Genomic DNA, 25,500 nt, shown 5'->3' with positions numbered 1-25,500 from the left:
GCGTGTTACAAAAGGTAAGCTGCACCACGACTGAACGCGGGCGAAGGGCGCCCTGACGCTGATCTGGCGTCAGCCAGCCGTCGCAGCGCGCGGCAGGATCAGCTTCACCAGCAGGCCTCCCAGGTCCTCGCTCTCGTGCAGCGTCACCGTGCCGCCATAGATTTCCGCCACGTCCCGCACGATGGCAAGGCCGAGGCCCGTGCCGGGCTTGCCGGTGTCCAGCCGCGCGCCGCGCCCGAAAATCGCGTCCCGCTCCTTTTCCGGGATGCCCATGCCATCGTCCTCGATCCACACCACGCACTCGGCCCGTTCCGGCTCTGCGTCGATGGTGACGAACACGCTGCCCCCGCCGTACTTGGCAGCGTTCTCGATGAGGTTGCCGAGCAGTTCGTCGAGGTCCTGTCGCTCCACCGCCACCTCGCTGTTGCGTGATCCGGTGAGGTCGAAGCGGACGTGGTGATAAAGCCGCGATACGGCGCGCTCGACCCCCTCGGCGCTTTCCATCGCGCTGGTGCGCGACAAGCCGGTGGCGCGGCGCCCCACCGCCCGCGCGCGCGCGAGGTGATGATCGACATGGCGCTGCATGGTGTCGGATTCACGCAGCACGGTCTCGTCCAGATCGGGCGCGTGGGCATGGGCGGCGTTGTTGAGCACGGTCAGCGGGGTCTTCAGGGCATGGGCGAGGTTGCCCGCATGGGTGCGCGCCTCTTCCGCCTGTTTTTCCGAATGGGCGAGCAGCGCGTTCAACTCCTCGACCATCGGTTGCACCTCCAGCGGCAGCGGCTCGGTCACGCGATTGGTGCCGGTGGAGCGCATCCGCACGATCGCGCGGCGAATGCGCCTGAGCGGACCGAGCCCGTACCACGTCTGCGCCGCCACCATCAGGAACAGGCCCGCGCCCAGGATGACGAAAGCCCAGACCAAGGTGCCGCGCACCTGTGCGATCTGGTCGTCGAGATCCGAACGCTTCTGCGCCACGACAAATTGCCAACGCACGTCGCTGCCCGGCAGCTGGATGGAACGCTGGACCATCCGTAGCGGCTCGTCCTCGAACTGGTCGCTGTCGTAGAATACGGGCTCCACCGCGTTCACATCGCGCACCATCAGCCGGTCGTCCCACAGGCTGCGGCTCGGCCAGGGTTCATGGCCCTCTCCGCTGATCTGCCAGTAGGAACCGCTGCCGGGTTCGAGATAGCTCTGGTCGCCCAGGATCGAGTTGAAGCGCACCTCTCCGAACGGATCGAGATCGGCAGAGCGCAGCATGGCATTGAGCGGGATCAGCAGGCGGCTGTCGAATTCGCTACGCAACTGGTTGGTCAGCACCCGGTCGAGCGCGATACCGCCGATGGAAAGCAGCAGCACGATCCACACGGCTGCAATCAGCATCATCCGGCGCGAAAGGCTGCCGGTGTGCGGCGCCTTCACGTCACGCGCGGCAACCTCCACCGCGGCTTCCGCCTCGGTGGTGGCGCGTTCCGCATCGGCTGCAGCGCGTTTACTCGCGCGGAGCTTCGTCGGGGTCGTCGAGGCTGTAACCGAGGCCACGGATCGTCGTTATCACATCTGCGCCGAGTTTCTTGCGAATTCGCGTGACGAAAACCTCGATGGTGTTCGAATCACGGTCGAAATCCTGGTCGTAGATATGCTCGATCAGCTCGGTGCGGCTGACGACCTTGCCCTTGTGGTGCATGAGATAGCTCAGCAGCTTGTATTCCTGCGCTGTCAGCTTGACCGGCTCCCCCGCCAGGGTGACGCGGCCCGACCGTGTATCCAGCCGCACGGGGCCGGCGGTCAACTCGCTGCTGGCATTGCCGCTCGCCCGGCGGATCAGCGCGCGCAGACGGGCGATCAGTTCCTCGGTCTGGAACGGCTTGGCGAGGTAATCGTCGGCACCGGCATCCAGCCCCGCCACCTTGTCGCTCCACGAATCGCGCGCGGTCAGCACCAGCACGGGAAAATTGCGCTTTTCCTTGCGCCACATGCCCAGCACCGTCAGCCCGTCGATTTCCGGCAGGCCCAGATCGAGGATGGCGGCATCGTATTCCTCGGTGCTCCCCAGGTAATGCCCGTCCTCGCCGTCGGTGGACAGGTCGACCGCATAGCCGTTCTGCTCCAGCGTCGACTTGAGCTGTTGGCCGAGCGTGGGCTCGTCCTCCACAATCAGAATGCGCATCCAGAAATCCCTGTTGTCGTGTGCGCAGGAAATTGCGCCCGCGACATGAACGCGTCAAGCGACGCGCGGGTTTCCGATGGGGATGGGAAAGGTGTGCGCCCTAGCGCGAGACGCGCAGTACGCGGGCGGATTGCGCGTCGACATCCACCCAGATCATCCGTCCGTTGCGGATGAACTTCAGGCGATAGGCCTGCGCGGTCGAATCGTATTCAAAGCCGATATATTCGTCGCCCGAACGCATCTGCGGGATGATCCGCCGCTCGATATCGCGGATCGGCATGATGCGCCCCGCAGCCATCTCGGCCCGCGCATTGGCCTGGTCACCGCGATCCTGCGCCTGCGCCGGATTGGCGCTGAGCGAGGCGGCAAAGGCCATGGCGGCAAGGAGGGCGACACGCGTGTTCATGATGCCGTTGTGCCTAGGGCCAGGGCATTGAACAAGGAGTGAATAGTGCCGCCCCCTTCCCGTTCAGCTCGATCCCTGGCTTACTGCACCATCTCGTAGGTGAGGTTGACGGTGATGCCGCTTTGCACCTGGCCGGGACGCACCGGCACGGATTCGCTACGGGCGGCAGCCGTGACCTGGACGGCCTGGTCCATCATCGGCATCGGGCGGCCCATCGTGTAGGCCTCGCTCACCCGCAGCAGGCGCACGTCGGAAAAGCCCGCCATGCGCGCATAGTTGAGGGCGCGGGTGCGGCCGGTGGCAAAGGCCGTGGTCCGGGCCTGGTCCTGCGACGGGGCGGGATCGTCCACGCCCCAGCCGATGCCGCCAAGATCGTTCGCGCCCGCACGCACCAGCGCATCGAGCACGCGGCCGGTGCGGGCAATGTCACGCACCACCAGGTTCACCCGGTTGACGACCTGGTAGCCGTTGAAGCGCTGCTGGCGCGTCGGCTCGTCCCATTCGTACTGCGGGTTCACCATGATGCCGCTGGTCTGGATATCGTCCTCGTCGATTCCCAACCGTTCGATCTCGGCGATCAGGCGCTCCATACGCGTGTTGTTTTCCGTCAACGCCGCTTCGGCGGTCATTGCCTGCGTGGTCACGCCGGCCGAGAGGTTGGCGATGTCGGGATCGACCATGACGGTCTCGTTGACCGAAAGCTCGACCACCGGCCCTGTGGCAGTCTGCTCGACCTGCGCGGCGGCGGGCGTGGCCATCATCGCGGCGGCGGCGAGAGGCATGGCGTAACGGATCATATGGTCTGCTCCTGTTGTGTGGACCCTGGCGCGCGATCTGCGCCCGGGCCGATTACGCGCGAGTGAATGCACCCGTTCCTTGCGCTGGCATCTGCCGCCGCCTACCTGCGCCCCCACCATGGCCGAACCGCCCATCCTCAGCCTCGAAGGCATCGGCCTGCAGCAGGGCGGCCGCTGGCTGTTCTCGGACCTCGACCTACACATTGCCCCGCGCGATCGCATCGCCCTCATCGGCCGGAACGGCGCGGGGAAGACCACGCTGTTCCGCACCGTCATGGGCGAGATCGAGCCCGATCGCGGCCTGCGCAAGGTCAAGCCGCATGCCACTATCGTGTTGCTGGACCAGGAGCCGGACTTCACCGGTTTTGCCACCCTGATGGGTTTCGCCCTGGCGGGAACCAGCCCGCCTGCCGAACACGCGGTCGAAGCCATTGCCGGCCAGCTCGGCATCGACATGGCGACCGACGCGGCCACCGCCAGCGGTGGCGAGCGGCGCCGTGCCGCGATCGCCCGCGCGCTGGCGCTGGAGCCTGACCTGCTGCTGATGGACGAGCCGACCAACCATCTGGATCTGGCCGCGATCGACTGGCTGGAAAGCTGGCTCGACCGCTACAAGGGCGCCTTCATCGTCATCAGCCACGATCGCACGTTCCTGAAACGGCTGACCCGCGCGACGCTGTGGCTCGACCGCGGGGGTCTGAGGCGCAAGGACGTCGGCTTCGGCGGGTACGAGGCGTGGGAAGAACAGGTCTACGCCGAGGAAGCGCGCGCCGCGCAGAAGATGGACGCCAAGCTGAAGATCGAGGCGCACTGGCTCGAACGCGGGGTGACCGCGCGCCGGAAGCGCAACATGGGGCGGCTGGAAAAGCTGTGGGACATGCGCGCCGCCCGCGCGGCCATGATCAACCCCGCCGGGACCGCGAAGCTCAAGCTTGCCAGCGATGATGATTTCAAGTCCAAGTCGGTGATCGTCGCAGAGAATATCTCCAAGACCTACGGCACGCGCGAGGTCATCAAGCCCTTCTCCCTGCGCATCCAGCGCCGCGATCGTATCGGTATCGTCGGCGCGAACGGGGCGGGCAAGACCACCCTGCTCAAGCTGCTGACCAGGGAAATCGCGCCTGACAGCGGCAGCGTGACCCATGCCAATACCCTGTCCGGCGTCAGCATCGACCAGCAACGCGCGCTGCTGGAGCCGGGCAAGACAGTGCGGCAGATCGTGGCGGAGGGCGGCGACTGGGTCGACGTGCGCGGCACCCGCAAGCACGTGCAGGCCTACCTGAAGGATTTCCTGTTCGATCCCGCGCTGGTGGATGCCAAAATCGGCACGTTCTCCGGCGGGGAGCGCAGCCGCCTGCTGCTGGCGCGCGAGTTTGCCCGCGTTTCAAACTTGCTGGTGCTGGACGAGCCGACCAACGACCTCGACCTCGAAACGCTCGACCTGCTGCAGGAAGTGATCGCGGATTACGAAGGCACGGTGCTGATCGTCAGCCACGATCGCGACTTTCTCGATCGCACGGTGACGGTCACGCTGGGCCTCGACGGCAGCGGCAAGGTCGATATCGTCGCCGGCGGTTACGAGGAATGGGAAACCCAGCGGCGGGAACAGCGCGCCCCTGCGCGTTCGCCTGCGACTGACGGTGCGCCGGCCACCGCCAGTCCTCCACCGCCTCCCCCGCCCTCGACCAAGCTCTCCTACAGGGACCAGCGCGATTACGAGCTGTTGCCTGCGCGCATCGCCGAGCTGGACGAACTGATCGCCAAGGGGGAAGCGGCACTGGCGGATCCCGACCTCTATCGCACCGACAAGGCCCGGTTCGATCGCATCTCGAAGTCTCTCGATCTGGCCCGCGAGGAAAAGGATGCCGCCGAGGAACGCTGGCTAGAGCTTGCCGAGCGCGTCGAGGGCTGAGAGCGCGCCAGGCAGTCACGCGTCCACAGGTTACCGCGCCATTTACCACGTTTGCACACGGCGTTTGCACCAAACGCGGTCACAGATGCTCGCCATGGCGCCTGCCTCCTCCTCTGCCCTGCGTGACGACAGCGCCCCCGACCCCTTCGGCTACGGCAGCCTGTCGGGCCTTGGCGGCCCCCGGAAGCTGAAGAAAAAGCCGGTGCTGGTCCTCGACGCCGAGGAACTGGAGGCCGCGCACGCCCTGTTTCACGAAGACGCCGCCCTGCTGGTAAGCGACGAGACCGAACGGGCGCCCCGCTCCGCCATGGTGCTCGGCCTCGCCCCGATGCTGGACGACGACGAGCCCGAGGACCTGGGCGCGCCCGACGGACAGGACGCCGAGGACGACGATCCGATCGTGGACGCCGAAGCCGTGCTGTCGCTGACGCGCCGCAAGAGCACCGCGATGCCGATCGAGGAATATTTCGGCGAGGACCTGGCACGGGACTTCGCCGCGGAATTCGGGTCGGATTTCGGGCCGGAGTTTACCGACGAAGCGAGTTTTGGTGCCCATGCACCCGGCGATGGTGTTTTCGGCGCTCCCCTGCCGTCGGAAGCGATCGACGATGGGCTCGATCTCACGAAGCGCATCTTTCCCAAGCTGCCCATGCTGCCCGAAGCCGACCTGGCCGACGAGCGCGACGACGCTGCTTTCGATTACGCGAGCGAACCGGTCGAACCCTTCGTGGAAGAAGCCCGTGCCGAGCCCGAGCCCGAGAGCGCACCCGAGCCCGAACTCGCGCCGATTGCGTTTGTCGCGCCCGAGCCGGAAACCCTTGCCGAACCCGCATTCGAGAACGCGCCCCTGCCCACGTCCGAGCGCAGGCCCAAGGCGCCGTTCCCGCTTGACGCGCGGCTGCTCGACTTTCGCGATGTTCCTACCTCTCCGGAGGCCGATGCACCGGTTGACCCCGTGGCTGAGCTGCGGGAGCCTCAACCTGCCGAAACCGACGCCGATGAACCCAGACCGGCACGGTTCGACGAACTCAATCCCGACCGCCCCAGGGATGACGAGGAGGCATTCGATCTCGACGCCTGGCTGTCGGAAGAACAGGCCGAGCCGACCATTACCCGCGACCCGCCGATGTTTGGTGCTGAACCGATCTTCAATGCGGCGGTAGGCGAAGCGGCGACCACTGCCCCGGCCCCGGCCCCGGCCCCGGCCCCGGCCCCGGCCGATACGCCCAGTGTCACGCAGTTCGATGATGACAAGGTCGATGGTCACGCTTTCATGCGCTCCGACCCGCGCTCCCGGCCGATGCCCGTCGCCAGCCAGCCTGCGGGCCAGCGAAACCCGCTACGCGCCAGGTTGGCACAGGATACCGTCAAGCCCACACCGCTGCCTGTTGCCGAACCTTCGCACACGCGGCCTGCCAGTCGGTTTGTCGCGTGGCTGCGTTCGCTGTTCAGGTGATCCGGTAGAAATCGGCCACCCGGTCGAGCGCAAGTCGCAGGACCAGCTTGCCGCTGCGTGCCGGCCAGGCCAGCGCCTTCTCCGCCACCGGCAGGGTCTCGCCACCGCAGACCACGCGCCACAGGACATCTTCCAGCCCGCGGCCGGCCTGCTTCATTGCCCCGTCGAAGCGCTGGCGCGCCCCAAGCTGGCGTTCGTTGGGGTTAAGCCCTTGCTCGCCCGTGCCCTTGATGCGCACCGGATCCCAGCGCATCGTGACGCTCCGTGGCAGTTGCGCGCGCTCATAGTCGGCGCGGAGCCGTTCGCCCGCGTCGTAGAGCCGCGCGTCGAGATGGCCATGCGCGTGCAACCAGCCGAGCGGGCTCTCCGCCAGGTTCACCGTGACACTGCGCCCCCGCTTCGCCACTCCGCCGCTGCGCCTGGGCCCCTCGGGGGTGAGTTGGCGTTCGACGAGTTCGCGGTGCTGCATGAAATGGCCTCGGCTGCTGTTGACGATGGCCGGCCCCTTGCAAAATCGAATCGGTTGTAGGAAAGCAGTTTCTGCAACCAATAAGGTTAATCGAGACCGAGCATGATCAACCGCATCCGCGATATCCGCAAGCAGAAGGGCATGACCTTGTCCGAGGTCGCCGCCGCTTGTTCACCGCCCACGACCGCACAGACGATCGGGCGGCTCGAGACCGGGATGCGCAATCTTTCGCTGGTATGGATGAACCGGATCGGCGCGGCGCTGGGTGTCGATCCGCAAATGCTGGTAAAGCCGGTGGACGCACCGCAGACGCAGGTCATCGCCCGCCTCACGGATACAGGCGCGGAAAGCCTCGCTTCCCCGCGTGACGCCATTCTCCCGACCGACCTGCTCGAAGGCGGCACGCTGGTCTGTCTCGCGATCGAAACCGGGCAAGGCGAATACCGCAGCGGAGACCAGTTGTGGATGCGGCAGGTCGCGCCGGACCGGGCCGCCGCCCTGGTCAATCGCGACGTACTCGCCCCGCGCTCGGGCGGACGTTTCGCTTTCGGACGGCTGATCAACCGACAGGGCAATCTGGTCGCCCTGCTTCCGCCCGGTATCGGACAGCGCCAGATCGTGATCGACAACCCGGCATGGCTGGCGGTCGCGGAAATGCTGGTGCGAAGGCTCTAGGCCACCCCGATGCCCCGCGTTCTCTCGCTCGCCACGCTCTATCCCAACGCCCACCTGCCGCGCTTCGGCACCTTCGTCGCGCGGCAGATGGAGGCGCTTGCAGCGCGCGGCGACTGGGAGGTGACGGTCATCAATCCCATCGGCGTCCCGCCCTTCGCGACGGGGCGGTACCGGGCCTTGGCCGCTTCGGCGGTGGACGGCGTGGAAGGCGGCGTAACAGTGCTGCGGCCGCGCTTCACGCTGATCCCCAGACTAGGTGGCCCGCTCAACCCGTGGCTGATCGCTCGCAAGGTGCTGCCACTGGCGCGGGGTCTCCATGCGGAGCGGAGTTTCGACCTCGTCGATGCGCAGTTCTTCTATCCCGATGGCCCTGCAGCGGCGCGTATCGCCACGGCGCTTGGCCTGCCGCTCAGCATCAAGGCACGCGGGGCGGACATTTCGCATTGGGGCCAGCGGGTATCATCGCGGCGGCAAATGGTAGCGGCGGGCCAGCGTGCCACCGGCCTGCTCGCGGTCAGCGAGGCGTTGACGCGTGACATGACGGCCATCGGCCTGCCGGGCGACAAGATCACCGTGCATTACACCGGGCTGGACCGCACACAGTTCCATCCGCGCGATCGGGACGTGATGCGTGCCGAATTGGCGCAGCGGTTCGGCATCCGGCTCGCCCAGGGCGAAAGCCTGATCGCCAGCGTGGGCGCACTCATCCCGCGCAAGGGGCAGGCGCTGCTAATTCGTCTTGTCGCCGGATTGCCGGGATCGCACCTGGTGCTGGTCGGAGAGGGGCCGGATCGCGCGATGCTAGAAGGCGAGGTCATGCGGCTGGGCTTGGCCGCGCGCGTGCATTTTCTCGGCAACATCGATCACGCCGCCCTACCCGTCGTGCTCGCCGCCAGCGATGTAATGGCGCTCAATTCGGCGAGCGAGGGGCTGGCCAATGCCTGGGTCGAATCGCTCGCCTGCGGCACGCCCGTCGTGATCAGCGATGTCGGGGGCGCGCGGGAATTGCTGCGTAGCGAGATGGCAGGGCGCGTCGTCCCCTACGACCCCGGCCACGATCCAGCTGCCTTCTACAAAGCCATCCGCGACGTGCTGGCCGCGCGCTACGCGCCGGAGCAGGTCGCGGCCAACGTCGCGCAATTCAGCTGGGAAGCGAACGCGGCGGCGCTGGCGAGCTACTACCAGCACCTGATCGCCTAGACCTCGCCGCGCGCTTTGCGCTCCTGCCGGTCAGCCACACTTTCCTGCGGCACGAAGCTGTCACCCGTCACGCCCAGCCAGATCAGGATCGGCGCGGCCATGTAGATGGAGCTGTAGGTACCGACGAAAATGCCCAGCGTAATCGCCGCGGTCAGGCCGAACAGGCTCGCCGGGCCAAAGAGCAGCAGCGGGACGAGCGCGATCAGCAGCGTCAGGCTGGTCATCACGGTGCGCGCCAGCGTCTCGTTCACCGACAGGTCGAGCAGTTCGGGCACGGGCATCTTGCGATATTTCTTCATGTTCTCGCGGATGCGATCGTAGATGACGATGGTATCGTTCAGCGAGTACCCGATGATCGCTAGGATCGCGGCGATGATCTGCAGGCTGAATTCCATCTGGAACAGCGCGAACATCCCCATCGTCAGGCTGACATCGTGGAACAACGCGAACAGAGCGCCTACGCCGAACTGCCATTCGAACCGCACCCAGATGTAGATCGAGATGCCGAGCATTGCAGCGAGAAGCGCCAGCAGCGCCTTTTCGCGGAACTCGCCCGATACCTTGCCGGAGACGGTGTTGTTCGAATCGACACGGAAGTCGGGATGTTCGGCGGCGATGCTGGCAATGATCCGTTCGCCGATCGCCGTGGCGGCGCCGGGTTCGTTCTCCACTTCTTCGGGCAGGCCCACGCGCACGGACACCTGGTTGGCATCGCCGAACCGCTGGATCACCGGCTCGCCCAGGTCGAGTTGGCCCAGCGTGTCGCGCAGTTCGGCGACGGGGGCCTCGGCCTCTTGCGTAAAGGTGCCCGTGACTTCCTGGCCGCCGGCGAAATCCACGCCGTAATTCAACCCGTTGGTCATGACGGCGAACCAGCTCAGCGCGATGAGCACAAGGCTGACGACGTAGAACGGCACCCGCCACTTGAGGAAATGGATGTTGGTGTCGTCGGGGACGAGTTTGAGAAGTTTCATCGTCCGTATCCTAGATATGCAGATCTTGCGGGCGGGTGCGCTTCAGCCAGCCGGCAACCCACATGCGGGTGAGCGTCACGGCAGTGAACACGCTGGTGACGAGGCCGATGATCAGCACCACGGCAAAGCCGCGCACCGGGCCGGAGCCGAAGATCAGCAGCAGCGCGCCGGCGATGAAGTTGGTGATGTTGGCATCGAAGATGGCGCGACTGGCTTCCTTGTAGCCGTTCTCGACCGCGGCGACCACGCGCCGCCCCCGCTTTCGTTCCTCGCGTATGCGTTCGTTGATCAGCACGTTGGCATCCACCGCCGCACCGATGGTGAGCACGAAGCCGGCGATGCCGGGCAGCGTCAGCGTGGACTTGATCAGCGCCATGAAGCCCAGGATCATCAGCACGTTCAGCACCAGTGCCGCCGTCGCATAGATGCCGAAGCGCCCGTAGGTCACGATCATCAGCAGGATCACCAGACCCGTGCCGACACCCATGGCGAGCGCGCCCTTGATGATCGAATCGCGGCCCAGATCGGGGCCGACGGTGCGTTCCTCGATGACCGAGAGCTGCACCGGCAAGGCGCCCGAATTCAGCTGGATCGCCAGCTGCTGCGCGGTCTCGCTGGTGAAGCCGCCGGAAATCTGCGCGCTGCCGGCGCAGATCGGCTCGTTGATGTTCGGTGCGGAAAGCACCTCGTTATCGAGGATGATCGCGAACGGCCGGTTCACGTTCTGCGTGGTCAACTGGCAGAACCGCGCACCGCCCTGCGGATCGAAACGGATGTTGACGATATCCTCGTTGGTCTGCGGATTCTTGCTCGGCTGGGCGGAGGCCAGGCTTTCGCCGCGAATACCCCCCAGACGCCGCACGGCAATGGTCTGCCCCTCGTAATCCGAACCCGGCGCACCGATCAGGATCTCGCTGCCCGGATTGGCGATGCCCTGTGCCACGTCCGTCGGCAAGGCGTTGGGATCGACCAGCTTGAATTCCAGGTTGGCGGTCTGGCCGAGAAGATCCTTCAGCGCCTGCGGATCGTCGAGGCCGGGGACCTGCACCACGATGCGGGTGTCGCCCTGGCGGATGATGGTCGGTTCCCGCGTGCCCAGCCCGTCGATGCGGCGACGGACCACTTCGGTCGCGGCGTCCATCGCGTTGGTGATGGCGACGTCCAGCCCCTGCTCGGTGGGGGAGAGGATCATGCGGTTGCCGTCCTCCATCGTCAGATCCCACTCGCGCACGGTGCCGCCGCCATTGATCAGGGGCAGCAATTCCTCGCGCGCGCGATCCAGGTCCGCCGGGTTCTCGATCATGAACGAAAGCCGCCCGCCCGCCGTGGAGACATCGCCGATCACGATGCGGGGATCGGCGGTGCCGAGTGCGTCACGCGCGGCTTCCTCCAGCGTTTCAAGACGCTGCGCGGCGACTTCGGAACTGTCCGCTTCGAGCAGGATATGGCTGCCGCCGGCAAGGTCGAGGCCGAGATTGATCTCGGACACGCCAAGCCCGTCGAGCGCGTCCGATCCGCTGATCGAGAAGATGGAAGGAAGCGCAGTAAGGGCCAGCAGGAGCGTGACGCCCCACAGCATGATCCGGCGCCAGAGCGGGAAATCGAGCATTATCGGATAGCCCCTGCCGTCAGTCGTTGGCCGGCGCGTTGCCGGGCGCAATGACATCGCCGATGGTGCTCTTGACCGCCTTCACGCGAACGCCCTTGGCAAGCTCGAGTTCGACATAGGCATCGTCAACCGCCACGATCTTGCCAACCAGGCCACCGGCGGTGACCACCTTGTCGTTACGCTTGAGGCCGGAGATCTTTACCTGATGCTCCTTCGCGCGCTTCATCTGCGGGCGGAACAGGAAGAACCAGAAGATAACGATCATGCCGACGATGGGCAGATAGCTGATCCAGGCCGGAGGGGCATCCGTTCCGGCGGCGGCAAGCATGTCGAGCATCGAATATCGTCCGTGACAAAGAGCAGTTGCAAAGCAATGGGGAGGCGCGGCCGCGGTTCAACCGCAAACCGTCCTCCAAGCGCGCCGAGCGCCTAGCACTGTTGCATAATGGGTGCAATCGAGGTGCTTGTCATTACGCCCGCGCCTGCATATAGGCGCCCCACCACTGGTTTCGGGACGTAGCGCAGTCTGGTAGCGCACCATACTGGGGGTGTGGGGGTCGCTGGTTCGAATCCAGTCGTCCCGACCAGTGGTCCAGTTTTGCAACGATTGACGCCGACGGGCCCTCGCCGGCGTCATACGCGCTCCACCACCATCACCTGAGAGACCTTTCGTTTGCCGCCTTCGCGCGCGAGCTGAACGAACACATCGACGCTCTCTCGCACGTAATGGCGAACATCATCCCGCCCCAACCGCGATCCGGCCTGCAACACCAGCAACACCAGCTGTTCGATCGCTCGCGCGGGCGTGTCGGCGTGAATGGTGGTCATCGAGCCGGGATGCCCGGTATTCACCGCGCGAAGAAAGGTGAACGCTTCGCTGCCACGCAGTTCGCCCAAAATGATCCGGTCGGGCCGAAGGCGCAGCGCAGCGATCAACAGGTCTTCGGCACTTACCTGCGCCTCGCTTTCCTGCCCCCGCGCGGCGATCAGACCGATGGCGTTTTCGTGCCGCAAACGCAGCTCCTCGGTATCCTCGATCAGCACCAGGCGTTCATGGGGGGGGATTTCGGCCAGCAGTGCATTCAGGAACGTTGTCTTGCCGCTGGAGGTGCCGCCGGCGACGAGAATGTTGCGCCGGCCCCTGACCGCCTCGCGCAACACATGTGGCGCTTCGTCCGGTCCCACCAGCCGGTCGGTGATGACATGATCCAATCGGGCCTCGCCCGCCGCCAAACCTTCGAACGCGCCGTCCTCGCTCCATTGTGCAAGCGAAAGTTCGGGTGCCACGTGCTTGCGAATGGCGACGATGTGCCCCCCGCGCGTCGCGGGCGGCGCGACGACCTGAACGCGCGAACCGTCGGGCAAGGTCGCTGCCAGCAGTGGCTGTGCCCGGCCGATACCTTGCGAGGAATGCGCCGCGAGTTGGCGCGCCAGGCGACCCAAAGTGGCCTCGTCCAACGCAGCGACCCGTTCGTGCGCAATGACTCCGCCAGTCGTTTCAAACCAGAGTTCGCCCTCGCGGTTGATCCAGATGTCGGTGATGTCATCGCGCGACAGCCACGGCGCCAGCGGTGCAAGGAAATTGTCGAGGTAATAGCCCGCCTGCGGCATTCCCCGCCCCTCAGCGATCGACGGACGAGAAATCGAGATCCCGCGCCACATGGACAGCGACACTGGCACCGGGATCGATCACCAGCACTGGGCGAACCTGCGCGGCGTCACCTGTGATGTTCTGCGTACTTCCCGGCATGGCCACGATGACCCCGTCGGAGGACGACCGGGTGGCCACGCCCACCCCGATGTCGAGCACAGATTGCAACAGTGCGCTGCCGAAACGGGCGAGGAAACGCGAATTAACGTCACCTTCCACACCCGCGCGACCAAGCTGATCGGCAGCTGGCGAATCGAGAGCGACCGTGACCCCGTCGGGTCGGATAAGCCGCGTCCAGGTGATTTGCGCGCGCCGCTCTCCGGGATTTATGCCCGCCTGGTACTCGCCATATAGCCGGCTGCCGCGCGGTATCAGGACGCGCGTGCCGTCAAAGCCGTAGACGTTACGCTGGACCAGCGCCCGCGCCCGCCCCTGCCGCGTCGAATTGAAACCAGTCTCCAGGACGGCAGGGATCAGCGTGCCCTGTGGCACGGTAAACGAAGGGTTTGCGAGTCGCGCGGCCAGTACCCGGTTTCCGCTTTGGTCCGCGACGGGGGGCGGATCTGGTTGCCGGGCACCGCCGCGCTCCATGCCCGTGGGGGGCGTAGGGGTGTCGGTGTAGATGATCGGCGGTTCGACCGGAGGTTGATAAGGCGGGCTATAGGGTGCCACGGGGGGCTGCGACTCAGACCGGGCAAGGCGCGGCGCGGCGCCGGAAGATGGTGGAACCTGCCGCAGCAGCACCGGCCCTTCGGGCCCCAGATCCAGTGGGAGGCGTCGCCCATCGGGCGGCAATGCGAGCGGCGGCGGCGAGGCGATGCGTGGCCCGGCGGCACCGGTAGCAAAGGCGCGTGGAGCGTCGGAGGCCTCGCGCGCGGAATTCAGCGTGGCGAACAGCCAGGCACCACCCAGTAGCAGCACGGCAACGAACGCCCACATGCCATAGTTGCTGCTGGCGACGGTGCGCACCACAGGACGCTGGTCGCGCACCGAGTCGCTATCGGTCCGGGCCATGCGATCAGTCATGGCGCCGGGTCGGGTTCGGCGTTGCGGGTGGCGGTAGCGCGCTCGTCGTCAAGGCGAAACACCAGCGTACCATAGACGCGATCGATGACGTAGACATCGCCTCGCATGTAGCCGTTTACCAGTTCCTCCTCGCCCGTCTGGCCGACTGCGAGGACGGCAGGCAAGGCCTGTTCGGGGCCGTAGGTGATATAGGTGCGCCGCGCGTCATCACGGATTGCCAATGGGCGTACAACCGTGTCTCCGCGCGTCCGGTACGACCAGGTTGGGCCTTCCGGCACTGCCGCCGCGACCGTGCGCAGGCTTGGCGTGGGCACCCGGTCGTAGGCGAAGCGCACGAGGTAGGCAGCAGTCAATCCGGTGCCCGTGCGCACGGTGAAGGGATAGGTCCGACGATCGGTGAAAACCTGCATCTGCGCGGTCGCATCCGCATCGAGCGGCAGGATCAGCAAGGTATCGCTTTCCTCCGAAATGCGGACCTGGAACGCGCCTTCGTCGCTCAGCGTCACGCGTTGAATGTTCTCGCCGCGTTCCAGCATGACGGTCAGTCCGGTGTTCGGCATGACTGTCAGCAGGACCTCCTGCCCTTCGGTCCAGTTCATCGTCTGCAACCGCGGATTGTCGAGCTCAATGTCGGGCACGACCTGCGCGCTTGCGGGCGGGGCGAGCGCGAGCAGCACGAGGGCCAGGGCGCGTCTCATCGCGCTGTCCGGTCCGGCAAGGGCACGACAGCTGTGGCCGGATCTTGAACAGGGATCGCGGCGGGCACCACCTCTGGCAGCGTCTCGGCATCGCGACGGTAGCGCGTTACCTGGAAGCCAAGGGGATTGAGATAACGATCTTCCTCGCTCATCTGCGCGTCGCTAAAACGGTAGTCGATCACCGCCGCCCAGTGCTGAGCCGCGCCGGTAGGGCCGCCGCGGTCGCTGCGTACGGTGGAAAAGCGCACGAGCGCGCGATTCTGGTCCAGCGAGGAAACGCTGCGTACCGTCGTCTCCACTTGCGAGCCGGTACCATATATACTGAGCGGGCTGCCGGGCAGGCCGGCGCGCATCAGGTCCTCGTAGCGCTGGCGGGCCTCATCCGCACTCCACAGGGCAACCTTGCGATAATCCTGCTGCAGATCGTCGTAATCGTAACTTTCGCGCGCAACGACATATTGCACGAGGAAGCTGCGGGTCAGCGCAGCATTGGGCGCCACCAAGCCGGCGTCCAACGGGGCGAGCGCTTGGACGGCGCCAGTCTGTCGATCGACCAGCAGGGTATAGGGCTCGACCGTCTTGAGCGGCATCAGGATGACAAGGCAAATCGCCAACAGCAGCGCGATGGCGGCAGAAACCGTGGCCACGATCCACGCGACGCGGCGCGATCGTTCGAGCTCGTCGGTCACGCTGATAGACCAGCTTTCAGCCCAGCGATCTTCCGAATCGAAATCGCTCTCGTCGATCGGCCCCTGCGCGGTCACCCGTCTCTCCTGCGGCTCGATAGCGAGCGTGATTGGCGGCTGCGGCGATAGGAGCTTCCGAGCCGTTCGGGAAGCTGCACGCGCGCCTCGCCGCGTGGCTCCGCCCCTCTGCCCCCGGTCGGCACGCCACCTGCCTCAGCTGCGGTGGCATGGGAAGCGGTGGGCAACCTGGCGATCCGGCTCTGCTCAATACGCATCCGGTTCTCCATCTGCTGTGCGATGCGGTCAGCGCGATTGGGCACCGGAGCGGGCTCACGCGCCGGGCGCCAGGCCGGCGCCAGCGCGAGGGCCTGCGGCACGGCAAAATTAGGCAGCCGCATGGTGTCACTCCATCCCCACATGAAGGCGACCTTGGCAAGCAGCCAGATCGTGAGCAGTTGCACGATGGCAAAGCCCGTCATCATGGCGAACAATTCTATCGGCGCGCTCGGCGCGGCAAACCCGCTGGAGCGAACGTAGAACGCATCGCGCAAATAGGGTTCGAGCACCGCCAGCTCCACCGCGAGAACGACGGTCACCCCAACCGATCCCAACAGGGTCAGCACCAACGCGCGCAGCCAGCCGGCGAAAATCCCGCGCGTCGCCTCGAATAGCAGCAGACCCGCCGCCAGCGGTGCGAGCGCAAGCAGCAAGCCTGCCAGCAGGCGCAACAGCCCCAGCGAACCGATAAGGCCCGCCAAGTAGATGAGGCGGGCCCAGCCCAGCGCAGCATCGTCCTGCAATGCGCTGCCGGCAAAGCTGGCGTTGCCCGATTGCCCCTCCAGCAACTGGTTGGTCCAGCGGCCGGTCCCGGTGTCGATCAAGGCCAGGATGGCCTGGTCGACGTTCTGCAGGCGATCGACGAAATTGCCGGAAGTCGTGGCGATGCCCGGGTTGGCGAGCGCACTGGCGATCTGCGCCGGTCCATCCAGCGTCAGGTCGTGCACGACCGTGCGAAACGCCGGCCAGGAAAAGGCGAGGGTCAGCACGATGCCGAGCTTGAGCAGGCCACCCGCCAGATCACGCCCGGCGGGCAGCGACGGATTAAACAGCAGGCGGAAACCCCAGACAGCGACAAACAGCGTAAGCAAGCCGGACATCGCCACCGCCGCGAACGATCCCGGCTGGCCCAGCGCCTCGTACCCATAACTACCGAGGTAGCGCGACTGGCAATCGATGTGCGTCAGCAGCCGCCCGACGAACTCGCCGCCCGTGAAGATTTGCGGGCAGCTCATCAAGCAGCGCGCTCAAGCAGCCTGGCCATCCACCGAGCCGGGTCCGGCCCGGTCTGCTCGACCAGTTCGTCGAACAACCGGACCGTGCTTTCACGCCCGGACAGGATGGTGAGCAGGTCGCGCTCTCCCGACAGGTCAAGCCGGGCGACAACGCTATCGTTCCCGTGCTTGATAAGGAAGCAGTGCGAGTTATCGGGCATAGTTCGCACCAGGTCGAACTCGTGGCGGGTGAGGCCAAAACCGTTGATATAGTCATCGGCCCGGGCCTTGGGATTGATCATGAAGATCTGTGTCGCGGCCTGCTCAATGATTGCGCTGGCAATGCGGCTCTCCAGTGCGTCCTGCGCACTCTGCGTGGCGAAGCCGACGATGCCGTTGCGTTTCCGGATCGTCTTTTCCCAGTCCTTGATCCGGCGCACGAAGACCTCGTCGTCGAGCGCCTTCCATCCCTCGTCCACCACCACGATCGCTGGCGTGCCGTCCAACCGCTGTTCGACGCGGTGGAAGAAATACATCAAGGCCGGCGTGCGGGCGACAGGATCGTCGAGGATCGCGGTCATGTCGAAACCCACGGCCCTGGCATCCAAGTCCGTCGTGTCGCGAATGTTGTCGAACAACCAGGCGCGCTCACCCTCGCCCCACCATGGCCGCAGCCTGGCATGCAAATCGCGTGCATGAGGCCGTGCCGCGCCCCGGAACAGTTCGACGAGATGGCGCAGGCGACGACGCTCGGGCGGCTGAGCGAAGCTCGTATCCACGGCATCGCGGATCTGGCCTAGTTCTGCCTCGTCCGCCCCGCCTGCCAGCAGCGCCAGCCAGTCGATCAGGAACTGCCGGTTGCCGGGCGTGTCGGCAAGCTGCAGGGGATTGAGCCCCGATGGCCGATCGGACGAAAGCCGATCGTACTGGCCGCCGATTGCGCGGATAAACAGTTCCGCCCCGCGGTCCTTGTCGAAAAAAATGATCCTCGGATCGAACCGCCGCGCCTGTGCGAGGAGGAAGTTCATCACCACAGTCTTGCCGCTGCCCGAGGGCCCGATGACGGTGAAGTTGCCTAGATCGCGCTGGTGAAAATTGAAGTAATAGGGCCCGGCCGCCGTCGTCTCAAACAGCGTGACCGCATCGCCCCAGTGGTTGCCCCGCGCTTTGCCGGTGGGAAAGTTGTGCAGGCTCGCCAGCCCGGCAAAATTGGTCGTGGACACCAGCCCGCGCCGGGCGATGTACTTGAAGTTGCCGGGAAAGCGCGCCCAGAATGCGGGCTCCAGAGCCAGGTCTTCGCGCACCGCCACGATGCCGAGATCAGCGAGCAGAGCGATGACCTCTGCCACTTGTCCATCAAGCCGCCGGATGTCTTCGGCGTGGATGGCGATGGTAGTGTGATGCTCCCCGAACCCGGCCCGCCCGGCGGACACCTCGTCCTTGGCGATAGCAAGCTCATCTCGCAGACTGAGTGCCTCGTCCTCGGCCGAACGCATGCGCCGCAGCGCCAGGTTCATACGCCCAAGCGCCGCCCCCCGCTCGACGAAGGCAAAGCTTTGGGTCACGTCCATTTCAAACGGAAGACGATAGAGATCGTCGAACATGCCCGGCATGGTGCGCCCCGGGTAATCCTTGATGGAAACCAATGCCATGAACCGGCGCTGCAAAGGCCCCGCCGGGGCCAGTTCCACGGTATCGGCGCCAAAGCTCACCCGGCGCGCAGGGAGATGCCGGCCGATGTCACCATGCGGCAATGCCATCGGGCGCATGTCGGCATTGTAGAGATAGGCGAGGAATTCGAGCGGCTCGGACCGCGTGCCCTGCGGCGTCTCATACGTCGTCAGCAGGTGCGGATCGTATTGTCGGAGCGCGGAAACGAGCGCCTCGCGCGCATTGTCGAGCCCGTGTATCTCCGCCGCGACAAGCGCCGCATTGCGGTTGGAGCGACGCGTGAACCAGTTAGCTGCCCGCTCTGCCATGCCGATGCGGCCCTGCAGCGGTCGCCGCACGATGGTGACGAACAGGTCGTTCACAAAAAGGTTCTTGGCCGCCAGTCGCTGTTTCCAACGGATATCAAGATTACGTGAGAATTGGTCGCGATATTCGCCATCTACCGCGACGTCGGCACGACGGCGCACCACGTGATGGTAGACCGCAAAGCGCGAATTGCCGAGCGCCCGCAGCATGGCGTCTCGCAGCTCGGCACGGTAATTTAACTCCTCGCTATCCGCGGTTTCGAAATGGAACCCGCCGATACGGATCGTCTGCATCAGCAGCCCATCACGCGTTTCAATCGTGGCTGCATCGCGGTGGCGGGCATAGGGCAGATGCGCGCCAGCGGGCGCTTCGCGCCGTGCTAAATCGGCGCGGCTACGTGTCACGGGCGATAGGAATTGCATTGCCAGTGATCGTGGTTCTTCACGCGCGGGCAATGCCGCACGCGCGTCAGCCATAAGTCAACAATGCGCGGTTCGCGCAGCGATACGACCATGCCGAACAGATGGATGACAAGCGCCGCCAGCAGTACCCAGAAGCTTTTGAAAACCAGGAACAGCTCGACCGCAACGACTGCGTTGATGACGAAATAACTATACGTTACGCCGGCGAACATTTGTGGGCGCGTCAAGGCCACGAACAGGGTGTCGCTGCGTAAGTGTTCGGCCATCAACTTTCACCGATAATGTTGGTCCCGCAGATGGGGCCCAGGCCACACTTTCCCGCACCGTGCCATGGCGATTGGCAGGCGATCAACTTGTCGACGTGTTGTATCCGACGCCACCATCCGATATGGGGTCATAGCCGTTTTGAATACTGTCGGGCGAGCGGTCCAGATCCGTCAGAACTGGCGTCTGCCAAATCGCCTTAGCGCTTCGGTCGAGATCTTGCATTTCACTTCCTTCGATAGTGACGCCAGCGGCGCCCTTTATAGTCGAGTTGCTCCAAACGCGTTAATTGCGTGACGGAAAAACACCCTGCAACGCGATGCAGTAGCGCATCGCGAGGTACGGGGGCATGTTGTTATGCGGTAGCGACGAGCCGGCGGGATCGATCTGCAACGAGTTGGGACCCATGTTATTGGCCGGTGCCGTTGTGCTAGCCGTATACGGCAAAGTGCTTTGCCCAGCGATCCCGAGATAGTTTCCGACCGGATTCGTCGTATCCGCGGCAACCGGAGCCGCGCGTAACGTGCCATCATGGGTGTGCGCCGCTATTTGCGTTGCTAGGAGGCTGACACTTTCTACCCCCCCTTGCTGACCTAACTGGTAATTCGAACCTCCGGGCAAAGTCCCTGAATGGATCGGCGCGCGACCACGCAAGTCCGGAAGCTGGAACGTGGTCTGCCCGTTACCGCCGTAGGTTGTGCCAAGAAGCGCGAACAGGGCTTGGTTGCTGCTAATGGGTAGCGTCTGTCCCGCCACTTCGGTCCAGCCGCGGGGGCAGTAAGTGTTTCCGAACAGCTGGAGCTGACCCAGCAACGGGTCGATGGCTTGAGCCTGGACGGGAGATCCTGCACCAAGAGTAGCGGCTAGCGCAATCAAGGATGTGGATGCCAATTTGCGAATGTTCATATCCTGTCCCCCGATACCGTGAAAATCTAAACCTGCAGCGAACCGCCTAGTTTCGAGACGGAAAGATCCCGTTCACTGCCACGCACCAGTTCAGAGTGGTATAGGGTGATCGGTTCTCGTGCGCTTGGTTTCCACCGGCGTCGGCCAGACGGAGCGAGCCAGGGCCCATGTTGTTTTGGGGCGGCGCGTCGACCTGAACGTAAGTAGCCCGGCCGGCTGCCCCTTGCGCAAAGTAATTGCGAACCGCCTGACCGGACGTGCCCTCGGCCTCGAACGCGCGCACTGACCCTGTGTGGTTATGCGACGGTATTGTCGCTTGTGTGAGGGTAACCGTCTCGACACCGCTGGACTGTCCCTGCTGGTAGACGGAAAGACCCGGGCCCTGGCCCTGATTGATTGCCGTACGGCCCCTCAGATCAGGAAGAGCGAACGTGGTTTGCCCATTGCCGCCATACATCGTGCCGTAAAGCGAAAACAACGCAGTGTTTTGCGCAATGGGTATCAGTTGACCGTCCGCCCGTGCGAAACCGCGCGGGCAAAAGTTGTACGGCACAAGCACCAACTGCCCAATCGTAGGCTCGGCCTGGGCGCGGGCCGGTGAGGTCGACGCAAGGGCAATGGCCGTCACGGCCGCCGTGGTTGAAAGATAGCCGAGAAATTTCATGTCAGTCCCCCCTGGAAATGGCGGTCACGCAGTACGATGGCATCAATTACGCGAAGGGAAGATCCCTTCGAGTGCCACACACCAGTTCATGGCCAGATAGGGTGGCCGGTTCTCATGCGGTTGCGAACCGCCGGTATTGGCCACGCGCAGCGCATCTGCCCCCATCAGCGTGCTCGGCGGTGTGGTGCTGGACGTGTAATTGTTGGAACCGTCCGCGCTCCTGGCGATGTAGTTGCGAACGGGTCTCGGCGCATCGCCATAGGTTGGAAAAGCACGAACCGTGCCCGCATGGCTGTGCGCGCCAAGTTCGGGCACAGTCAGGGTATGCGTCTCCGTGCCCGCAATCTGGCCTAGAGAGTAGAATGGAAGACCTGGACCCTGCCCTTGCCCAACCGCGCGACGGCCGCGAAGATCAGGGAGGGCAAAGGTCGTTGTGCCGTTGCCGCCATATGTCGTTCCGAAAAGCGAGAAAAGCGCCGTATTCTGGCTGATGGCCAGGATCTGGCCGCTGGCAGAGGCGTAACCGCGCGGACAGAAATTGGAACCAAACAGGCTCAATTGCCCGATGAAGGGATCTTGCGCCTTGGCCGGGACAGACAGTCCGGCGCTGGCGACACACGCCAACAGCGCTGCGGTGAATGCGGAAGAAGCCCTCATTTTACCCCCCATTAACGATTCGGGCGAACGATGCGCCAGATGCCATCATTTGTAAATACGCAGGGTTCCAGTCGCCGGCCCTTGGCTTTGCAAGTAACGGTCGTAGGACGTTCAAAAAAACGCGGTCAGGATGATGGCATGGCGCCCAGACCACCGTCGATGCCCGCCAGCATGTTGTGAAAGTCGGTGGCGCCGCTCACGAAATTGGAAAATTCGGACAACAGATTGCCCTGCGCGATTCCGTAATCGGCGATAACGTAACGAGAAAAGTACGGAGTTCCGTCGTCAAACTGGCCCGCGTTGGCGAGCGGATGGTCGATAAGAAACCCGCGTACGGCCGCCGCGATCTGCGCCTGGACCTCGGGTTCCGCAGCGGTCCACACCGACACGATCGACATGCCCAGGCAACCTGTTTGCCCACCCTCGTCGCACGAGGTAAAACTGATCTGCATGACCAGCCCATTCATTGCAGTCGCGCTGATGAAGGGTGTGCCATCAGGGCGTGCCTCCACAAGCTGGTTAGCAGTAGCGACGGCCAGTGCTGGCATGACGGCGTCGGGTCCAAGCGAGCTGATGATTGCGGTACCATCAATCGAGTTGGCCGGCCGCTGCTGGGCCAACGCGGGCTGAGCAAACAGACAACAGGCCGCTGCAATAGCTACCATTCCGAAACGACCCGCCATCAAATTCCCCTCAAGCACATGAAAACGTACAGGCGATATTCGCACCCGGGGCGCTTGGCAATTGCCGGCGGCGAGCGAGACCACGCCTGCAATCAGGGAACAGGCTCTTGCCCCTCGGGCGGAGCGACAGCGGTCGGGCCGAGGTACGGGCTGTAATCCGCAGGCACGAGTTCGCCGCGCGGTCGGGCTTCGAAGACAACTGTTTGCGCACCTTGCGCCTCATCACGCCAGTCAGGATCCCACAACCCGATCATGCCATCGGCAATGGCAGGCGCGCCAAGCAGCACAAAACAACCCAGCACGACCTGTGCCCCGCGCCGAATCGCCAACCGGCCCGTCAGCATAGAATAGCCGACAAAGGCGATGGCGATGACGCACAAAGTCGCCGCCAGTTCGCCCAGCAGTATTCCGGTAATCCAGCTCATCGCCGCATCGATCGGTTGGGCACTGGCAAAGGTGTCGAACATCATCACGATCTACCGCCTGCGCCTGACCTTGGCCAGCGCGGAGTCGAACGGCACAGAGCGCAGGGTTGGTGCAAAAAGCCATGGCAATGTCACACGGCTTTGCTAGCGGGAGCCATGCTGAAACCCATCCTTTCCGTCGCAACGCTCGCCATCGCATTTACCGCCATGCCCGCGCAGGCGTGGGGGCCGCACGGGCACCGCATTACCGCCACCATCGCACAGGACAACGTCTCGGGGCGCACCCGTGCGGAAATCGCAGAGATACTGGGCGCAGAGACGCTGGCCGAGGCGAGCACCTTTCCGGACGAGGAACGGTCGAACCCCGATCCCTTCTGGCAGGAAACCGCGTCCCCGTTCCATTACGTTACCCTGCCCGACGGCACCCGCGTCATCGACATGGCGCACCCGCCCGAAGGCGACGCCCTGACTGCGCTGGAGCGTTTCACCGCCGTTCTGCGTGATGCGAATGCACCGGCGGAGGAGCGGCAACTGGCGCTGCGCTTCGTCGTGCACATCGTGTCCGACCTGCATATGCCGCTCCACGCCGGACGACCCGGCGATCGCGGCGGAAACGACGTGCGGGTCGACTGGTTCGGGCAGCAGACCAACCTGCACTGGGTGTGGGACGAGGGCATGATCCAGCGACAGCAGCTCAGCTTCAGCGAATATGCCGAGCGGCTGGAAGGGCGCATGACGCCAGGCAAGGTGATTGCCTGGTGGGATGCCGATCCCGCCACGTGGATCGGCGAAAGCGTTGCGCTGCGCGAACGTATCTATCCTGCGACCGGACCCGAAGCTGGCCTGGGCACGTTGGAGGCTCCCGTCCGGCTGGGTTACGATTACAACTGGCAATGGTCACCCGATGTCGAACATCGCCTGATGCAGTCGGGCATCCGGCTGGCCGCCTATCTCGACAAGGTTTTTGCCGAGAGCTGAGCGAAAAGGCCATCTGCGCCCTCCCCTCGCCAGCGTTGAAAACATCCGCTAGAACATCGCATGACCACGACCGCTTCCGATATCGATGCCATCCTCGACCAGCTCGAGCAGACCTATGACCGTTCACGCCAGAACCTTGTTGCTGCGCTGCGGCGCTTTGCCGACGACCGCACGCCGCCGGGCGTCGATACCCGATCCGGCCGCGCGTTCGCCTATCCTTCGCTGACGCTGCACTATTCCGACGAAAGCGCGGCGAACCATCCGGCGCGTGCCTACGCGCGGCTGAACCAGCAGGGCACCTACAGCATCTCCATCGCCGATCCGGCCCTGTTCCGCAGTTACCTGAAGGAACAGCTGACCCACCTGGTGGACGATTACATGGTCAATATCGAGGTCGGGCAATCCTCGGCGGAAATACCTTACCAGTATGTGCTCGATGGATCGGGCGTGGACCTGCGGGGGCTTTCCAGCGCCGAACTGGTGCGGCATTTTCCCTCGACCGATCTCGCCAACATCGGGGACGAGGTGGCCGACGGCACCTGGACGCACAGCTTTGGCAGCAAGCGCCCGCTCGCCCTGTTCGATGCGCCGCGCACCGATTACAGCCTTGCCCGCCTGCGCCATTACACGGGCACGCCGGCGGGCCACTTCCAGCGCTACGTGCTGTTCACCAACTATATCCGCTACGTCGAGGAGTTCATCGACTTTGCGCTGGACGCACTGGGCGACAAGGACAGCGGGTTTGCCCGGTTCTCCGCGCCCGGCATCGTGCTGGAACGCGGCGACCGTGAACAATCACGCGCGCAGGTCGCCGCCGGGACCTGGCGCAAGCACCAGATGCCCGCCTATCACCTGATGGGCGAGAACGGCGGCGGAATCACGCTGGTCAACATCGGCGTCGGCCCCTCCAACGCAAAGACCATCTGCGACCACATCGCCGTGCTGCGCCCAGAGGTGTGGCTGATGATCGGCCACTGCGGCGGGCTGCGGCCCAGCCAGACGATCGGCGACTACGTGCTGGCCCACGCCTACCTGCGCGACGACAACGTGCTCGACAGTGCGATCCCGCCGGAAATTCCCATTCCGGCGATCGCGGAAGTGCAGACCGCGATGTACCAGGCGGCTCGCCAAGTGACCGGAGAACCGGACGACGTGCTGAAACGTCGGCTGCGGACTGGCACCGTCGTCACCACGGACGATCGCAACTGGGAACTGCATTACACCCGCTCCGCCCTGCGTTTCAACCAGAGCCGGGCGGTGGCTATCGACATGGAATCGGCGACGGTCGCGGCGCAGGGGTATCGCTTCCGCGTGCCCTACGGCACCCTGCTGTGCGTATCGGACAAGCCGCTGCACGGCGAGATCAAGTTGCCGGGCCAGGCCAACGCCTTCTACGAAAAATCGGTCAGCCAGCACCTGCGCATCGGGATCGAGACGCTGGGCCTGCTGAGCAAGCAGGGCGACAGCCTGCACAGCCGCAAGCTGCGCAGTTTCGACGAGCCGCCGCTGCGCTGATCCGGG

Annotated in this window: 26 protein-coding genes and 1 tRNA gene; 7 read left to right on the top strand and 20 right to left on the bottom strand. The window is 64.7% G+C overall.

Features of this window, described 5'->3' with window-relative positions; all coding sequences use genetic code 11:
* Nucleotides 1-69: 69 nt before the first annotated feature.
* From GRI62_RS04585 to GRI62_RS04570, 4 genes are all read right to left on the bottom strand, one after another.
* Nucleotides 70-1,545 (bottom strand): sensor histidine kinase, encoded by a 1,476-nt coding sequence (locus GRI62_RS04585; RefSeq protein ID WP_373282993.1) that lies wholly within the window; start codon nt 1,543-1,545, stop codon nt 70-72.
* Nucleotides 1,496-2,173 carry a response regulator transcription factor gene (locus GRI62_RS04580; protein WP_131452215.1) on the bottom strand — a complete coding sequence of 226 codons (678 nt, stop codon included), beginning with the start codon at nt 2,171-2,173 and terminating at the stop codon, nt 1,496-1,498. The genes GRI62_RS04585 and GRI62_RS04580 overlap by 50 nt, the downstream gene beginning before the upstream one ends.
* Before the next feature lie 100 nt (nt 2,174-2,273).
* Nucleotides 2,274-2,579 (bottom strand): hypothetical protein, encoded by a 306-nt coding sequence (locus GRI62_RS04575; protein WP_131452214.1) that lies wholly within the window; start codon nt 2,577-2,579, stop codon nt 2,274-2,276.
* An 80-nt stretch (nt 2,580-2,659) separates the two neighbouring features.
* A complete protein-coding gene (locus tag GRI62_RS04570; protein WP_160731813.1) occupies nt 2,660-3,376 on the bottom strand; it encodes an SIMPL domain-containing protein in 717 nt (238 codons plus the stop codon).
* Between the two features lie 118 nt (nt 3,377-3,494).
* Here GRI62_RS04570 and GRI62_RS04565 point away from each other — a divergent pair, with 118 nt between their 5' ends.
* Together GRI62_RS04565 and GRI62_RS04560 are read left to right on the top strand one after the other, a co-directional pair.
* Nucleotides 3,495-5,288, top strand: coding sequence for an ABC-F family ATP-binding cassette domain-containing protein (locus GRI62_RS04565; protein WP_131452212.1), 1,794 nt, complete (start codon nt 3,495-3,497; stop codon nt 5,286-5,288).
* Nucleotides 5,289-5,382: 94 nt separating this feature from the next.
* Nucleotides 5,383-6,744: a hypothetical protein gene (locus GRI62_RS04560; protein WP_131452211.1), complete on the top strand. Its 1,362-nt coding sequence runs from the start codon at nt 5,383-5,385 to the stop codon at nt 6,742-6,744.
* Here the strand turns inward: GRI62_RS04560 and GRI62_RS04555 are convergent.
* Nucleotides 6,737-7,213 carry a DUF6456 domain-containing protein gene (locus tag GRI62_RS04555; RefSeq protein WP_131452210.1) on the bottom strand — a complete coding sequence of 159 codons (477 nt, stop codon included), beginning with the start codon at nt 7,211-7,213 and terminating at the stop codon, nt 6,737-6,739. The two genes, GRI62_RS04560 and GRI62_RS04555, sit on opposite strands and share 8 nt — an antisense overlap.
* A gap of 102 nt (nt 7,214-7,315) precedes the next feature.
* On the opposite strand from GRI62_RS04555, the gene GRI62_RS04550 reads away from it, so the two are divergent.
* Both GRI62_RS04550 and GRI62_RS04545 read left to right on the top strand, forming a co-directional pair.
* Nucleotides 7,316-7,888: a helix-turn-helix domain-containing protein gene (locus GRI62_RS04550; RefSeq protein ID WP_131452209.1), complete on the top strand. Its 573-nt coding sequence runs from the start codon at nt 7,316-7,318 to the stop codon at nt 7,886-7,888.
* 9 nt (nt 7,889-7,897) lie between these two features.
* Nucleotides 7,898-9,088 (top strand): glycosyltransferase, encoded by a 1,191-nt coding sequence (locus tag GRI62_RS04545; protein WP_131452208.1) that lies wholly within the window; start codon nt 7,898-7,900, stop codon nt 9,086-9,088.
* Here the strand turns inward: GRI62_RS04545 and secF are convergent.
* The 3 genes from secF to yajC are packed head-to-tail and all read right to left on the bottom strand — an operon-like array spanning nt 9,085 to nt 12,008.
* Nucleotides 9,085-10,062 (bottom strand): protein translocase subunit SecF, encoded by a 978-nt coding sequence (gene secF / locus GRI62_RS04540; protein ID WP_131452207.1) that lies wholly within the window; start codon nt 10,060-10,062, stop codon nt 9,085-9,087. The genes GRI62_RS04545 and secF overlap by 4 nt on opposite strands.
* A gap of 10 nt (nt 10,063-10,072) precedes the next feature.
* Entirely contained in the window at nt 10,073-11,671 is a 1,599-nt protein-coding gene (secD, locus tag GRI62_RS04535) for a protein translocase subunit SecD (protein WP_131452206.1), read from the bottom strand.
* A gap of 19 nt (nt 11,672-11,690) precedes the next feature.
* A complete protein-coding gene (yajC, locus tag GRI62_RS04530; RefSeq protein ID WP_188669337.1) occupies nt 11,691-12,008 on the bottom strand; it encodes a preprotein translocase subunit YajC in 318 nt (105 codons plus the stop codon).
* 173 nt (nt 12,009-12,181) lie between these two features.
* On the opposite strand from yajC, the gene GRI62_RS04525 reads away from it, so the two are divergent.
* A tRNA-Pro gene (locus GRI62_RS04525) sits at nt 12,182-12,258 on the top strand.
* A 46-nt stretch (nt 12,259-12,304) separates the two neighbouring features.
* Here GRI62_RS04525 and virB11 read toward each other — a convergent pair.
* From virB11 to GRI62_RS04465, 12 genes are all read right to left on the bottom strand, one after another.
* Complete coding sequence (gene virB11, locus GRI62_RS04520; protein ID WP_131452205.1) at nt 12,305-13,282, bottom strand: P-type DNA transfer ATPase VirB11; 978 nt, start codon at nt 13,280-13,282, stop codon at nt 12,305-12,307.
* Nucleotides 13,283-13,292: 10 nt separating this feature from the next.
* Nucleotides 13,293-14,336 carry a TrbI/VirB10 family protein gene (locus GRI62_RS04515; protein ID WP_160731811.1) on the bottom strand — a complete coding sequence of 348 codons (1,044 nt, stop codon included), beginning with the start codon at nt 14,334-14,336 and terminating at the stop codon, nt 13,293-13,295.
* A gap of 8 nt (nt 14,337-14,344) precedes the next feature.
* On the bottom strand, nt 14,345-15,046 hold the full coding sequence (locus GRI62_RS04510; RefSeq protein ID WP_131452203.1) for a TrbG/VirB9 family P-type conjugative transfer protein: 702 nt from the start codon (nt 15,044-15,046) through the stop codon (nt 14,345-14,347).
* On the bottom strand, nt 15,043-15,810 hold the full coding sequence (locus GRI62_RS04505) for a VirB8 family type IV secretion system protein (RefSeq protein WP_234032758.1): 768 nt from the start codon (nt 15,808-15,810) through the stop codon (nt 15,043-15,045). The genes GRI62_RS04510 and GRI62_RS04505 overlap by 4 nt, the downstream gene beginning before the upstream one ends.
* Nucleotides 15,807-17,024: a type IV secretion system protein gene (locus GRI62_RS04500; protein ID WP_131452202.1), complete on the bottom strand. Its 1,218-nt coding sequence runs from the start codon at nt 17,022-17,024 to the stop codon at nt 15,807-15,809. The genes GRI62_RS04505 and GRI62_RS04500 overlap by 4 nt, the downstream gene beginning before the upstream one ends.
* The gene (locus GRI62_RS04495; RefSeq protein ID WP_131452201.1) at nt 17,024-19,402 is read right to left on the bottom strand and encodes a VirB4 family type IV secretion/conjugal transfer ATPase; all 2,379 of its coding nucleotides are present in this window, start codon (nt 19,400-19,402) and stop codon (nt 17,024-17,026) included. The genes GRI62_RS04500 and GRI62_RS04495 overlap by 1 nt, the downstream gene beginning before the upstream one ends.
* Nucleotides 19,381-19,668 carry a VirB3 family type IV secretion system protein gene (locus GRI62_RS04490; protein ID WP_131453766.1) on the bottom strand — a complete coding sequence of 96 codons (288 nt, stop codon included), beginning with the start codon at nt 19,666-19,668 and terminating at the stop codon, nt 19,381-19,383. The genes GRI62_RS04495 and GRI62_RS04490 overlap by 22 nt, the downstream gene beginning before the upstream one ends.
* Nucleotides 19,669-19,951: 283 nt before the next feature.
* Entirely contained in the window at nt 19,952-20,572 is a 621-nt protein-coding gene (locus GRI62_RS04485; protein WP_131452200.1) for a phage tail protein, read from the bottom strand.
* Nucleotides 20,573-20,618: 46 nt separating this feature from the next.
* On the bottom strand, nt 20,619-21,236 hold the full coding sequence (locus GRI62_RS04480; protein ID WP_131452199.1) for a phage tail protein: 618 nt from the start codon (nt 21,234-21,236) through the stop codon (nt 20,619-20,621).
* 42 nt (nt 21,237-21,278) lie between these two features.
* Nucleotides 21,279-21,893, bottom strand: a complete 615-nt coding sequence (locus GRI62_RS04475; protein WP_131452198.1) for a phage tail protein — start codon at nt 21,891-21,893, stop codon at nt 21,279-21,281.
* A gap of 125 nt (nt 21,894-22,018) precedes the next feature.
* Complete coding sequence (locus GRI62_RS04470) at nt 22,019-22,576, bottom strand: type III secretion system chaperone family protein (protein WP_131452197.1); 558 nt, start codon at nt 22,574-22,576, stop codon at nt 22,019-22,021.
* Nucleotides 22,577-22,668: 92 nt separating this feature from the next.
* A complete protein-coding gene (locus GRI62_RS04465) occupies nt 22,669-23,046 on the bottom strand; it encodes a TrbC/VirB2 family protein (RefSeq protein WP_131452196.1) in 378 nt (125 codons plus the stop codon).
* Between the two features lie 111 nt (nt 23,047-23,157).
* Here GRI62_RS04465 and GRI62_RS04460 point away from each other — a divergent pair, with 111 nt between their 5' ends.
* Both GRI62_RS04460 and GRI62_RS04455 read left to right on the top strand, forming a co-directional pair.
* Complete coding sequence (locus GRI62_RS04460) at nt 23,158-23,979, top strand: S1/P1 nuclease (protein ID WP_131452195.1); 822 nt, start codon at nt 23,158-23,160, stop codon at nt 23,977-23,979.
* A gap of 60 nt (nt 23,980-24,039) precedes the next feature.
* Nucleotides 24,040-25,494, top strand: a complete 1,455-nt coding sequence (locus GRI62_RS04455; protein ID WP_131452194.1) for an AMP nucleosidase — start codon at nt 24,040-24,042, stop codon at nt 25,492-25,494.
* Nucleotides 25,495-25,500 lie beyond the last annotated feature (6 nt).

This window comes from Aurantiacibacter arachoides, assembly GCF_009827335.1.
Classification (GTDB): domain Bacteria; phylum Pseudomonadota; class Alphaproteobacteria; order Sphingomonadales; family Sphingomonadaceae; genus Alteraurantiacibacter; species Alteraurantiacibacter arachoides.
This window is presented reverse-complemented; position numbering and strand designations above follow the sequence as displayed.

Coding starts and splice junctions, on each gene's coding strand:
- GRI62_RS04580 (WP_131452215.1), bottom strand. CDS start 2,173: ATGCGCATTCTGATTGTGGAGGACGAGCCCACGCTCGGCCAACAGCTC.
- GRI62_RS04575 (WP_131452214.1), bottom strand. CDS start 2,579: ATGAACACGCGTGTCGCCCTCCTTGCCGCCATGGCCTTTGCCGCCTCG.
- GRI62_RS04570 (WP_160731813.1), bottom strand. CDS start 3,376: ATGATCCGTTACGCCATGCCTCTCGCCGCCGCCGCGATGATGGCCACG.
- GRI62_RS04565 (WP_131452212.1), top strand. CDS start 3,495: ATGGCCGAACCGCCCATCCTCAGCCTCGAAGGCATCGGCCTGCAGCAG.
- GRI62_RS04560 (WP_131452211.1), top strand. CDS start 5,383: ATGGCGCCTGCCTCCTCCTCTGCCCTGCGTGACGACAGCGCCCCCGAC.
- GRI62_RS04555 (WP_131452210.1), bottom strand. CDS start 7,213: ATGCAGCACCGCGAACTCGTCGAACGCCAACTCACCCCCGAGGGGCCC.
- GRI62_RS04550 (WP_131452209.1), top strand. CDS start 7,316: ATGATCAACCGCATCCGCGATATCCGCAAGCAGAAGGGCATGACCTTG.
- GRI62_RS04545 (WP_131452208.1), top strand. CDS start 7,898: ATGCCCCGCGTTCTCTCGCTCGCCACGCTCTATCCCAACGCCCACCTG.
- secF (WP_131452207.1), bottom strand. CDS start 10,062: ATGAAACTTCTCAAACTCGTCCCCGACGACACCAACATCCATTTCCTC.
- secD (WP_131452206.1), bottom strand. CDS start 11,671: ATGCTCGATTTCCCGCTCTGGCGCCGGATCATGCTGTGGGGCGTCACG.
- yajC (WP_188669337.1), bottom strand. CDS start 12,008: ATGCTCGACATGCTTGCCGCCGCCGGAACGGATGCCCCTCCGGCCTGG.
- virB11 (WP_131452205.1), bottom strand. CDS start 13,282: ATGCCGCAGGCGGGCTATTACCTCGACAATTTCCTTGCACCGCTGGCG.
- GRI62_RS04515 (WP_160731811.1), bottom strand. CDS start 14,336: ATGGCCCGGACCGATAGCGACTCGGTGCGCGACCAGCGTCCTGTGGTG.
- GRI62_RS04510 (WP_131452203.1), bottom strand. CDS start 15,046: ATGAGACGCGCCCTGGCCCTCGTGCTGCTCGCGCTCGCCCCGCCCGCA.
- GRI62_RS04500 (WP_131452202.1), bottom strand. CDS start 17,024: ATGAGCTGCCCGCAAATCTTCACGGGCGGCGAGTTCGTCGGGCGGCTG.
- GRI62_RS04495 (WP_131452201.1), bottom strand. CDS start 19,402: ATGCAATTCCTATCGCCCGTGACACGTAGCCGCGCCGATTTAGCACGG.
- GRI62_RS04490 (WP_131453766.1), bottom strand. CDS start 19,668: ATGGCCGAACACTTACGCAGCGACACCCTGTTCGTGGCCTTGACGCGC.
- GRI62_RS04485 (WP_131452200.1), bottom strand. CDS start 20,572: ATGAACATTCGCAAATTGGCATCCACATCCTTGATTGCGCTAGCCGCT.
- GRI62_RS04480 (WP_131452199.1), bottom strand. CDS start 21,236: ATGAAATTTCTCGGCTATCTTTCAACCACGGCGGCCGTGACGGCCATT.
- GRI62_RS04475 (WP_131452198.1), bottom strand. CDS start 21,893: ATGAGGGCTTCTTCCGCATTCACCGCAGCGCTGTTGGCGTGTGTCGCC.
- GRI62_RS04470 (WP_131452197.1), bottom strand. CDS start 22,576: ATGGCGGGTCGTTTCGGAATGGTAGCTATTGCAGCGGCCTGTTGTCTG.
- GRI62_RS04465 (WP_131452196.1), bottom strand. CDS start 23,046: ATGATGTTCGACACCTTTGCCAGTGCCCAACCGATCGATGCGGCGATG.
- GRI62_RS04460 (WP_131452195.1), top strand. CDS start 23,158: ATGCTGAAACCCATCCTTTCCGTCGCAACGCTCGCCATCGCATTTACC.
- GRI62_RS04455 (WP_131452194.1), top strand. CDS start 24,040: ATGACCACGACCGCTTCCGATATCGATGCCATCCTCGACCAGCTCGAG.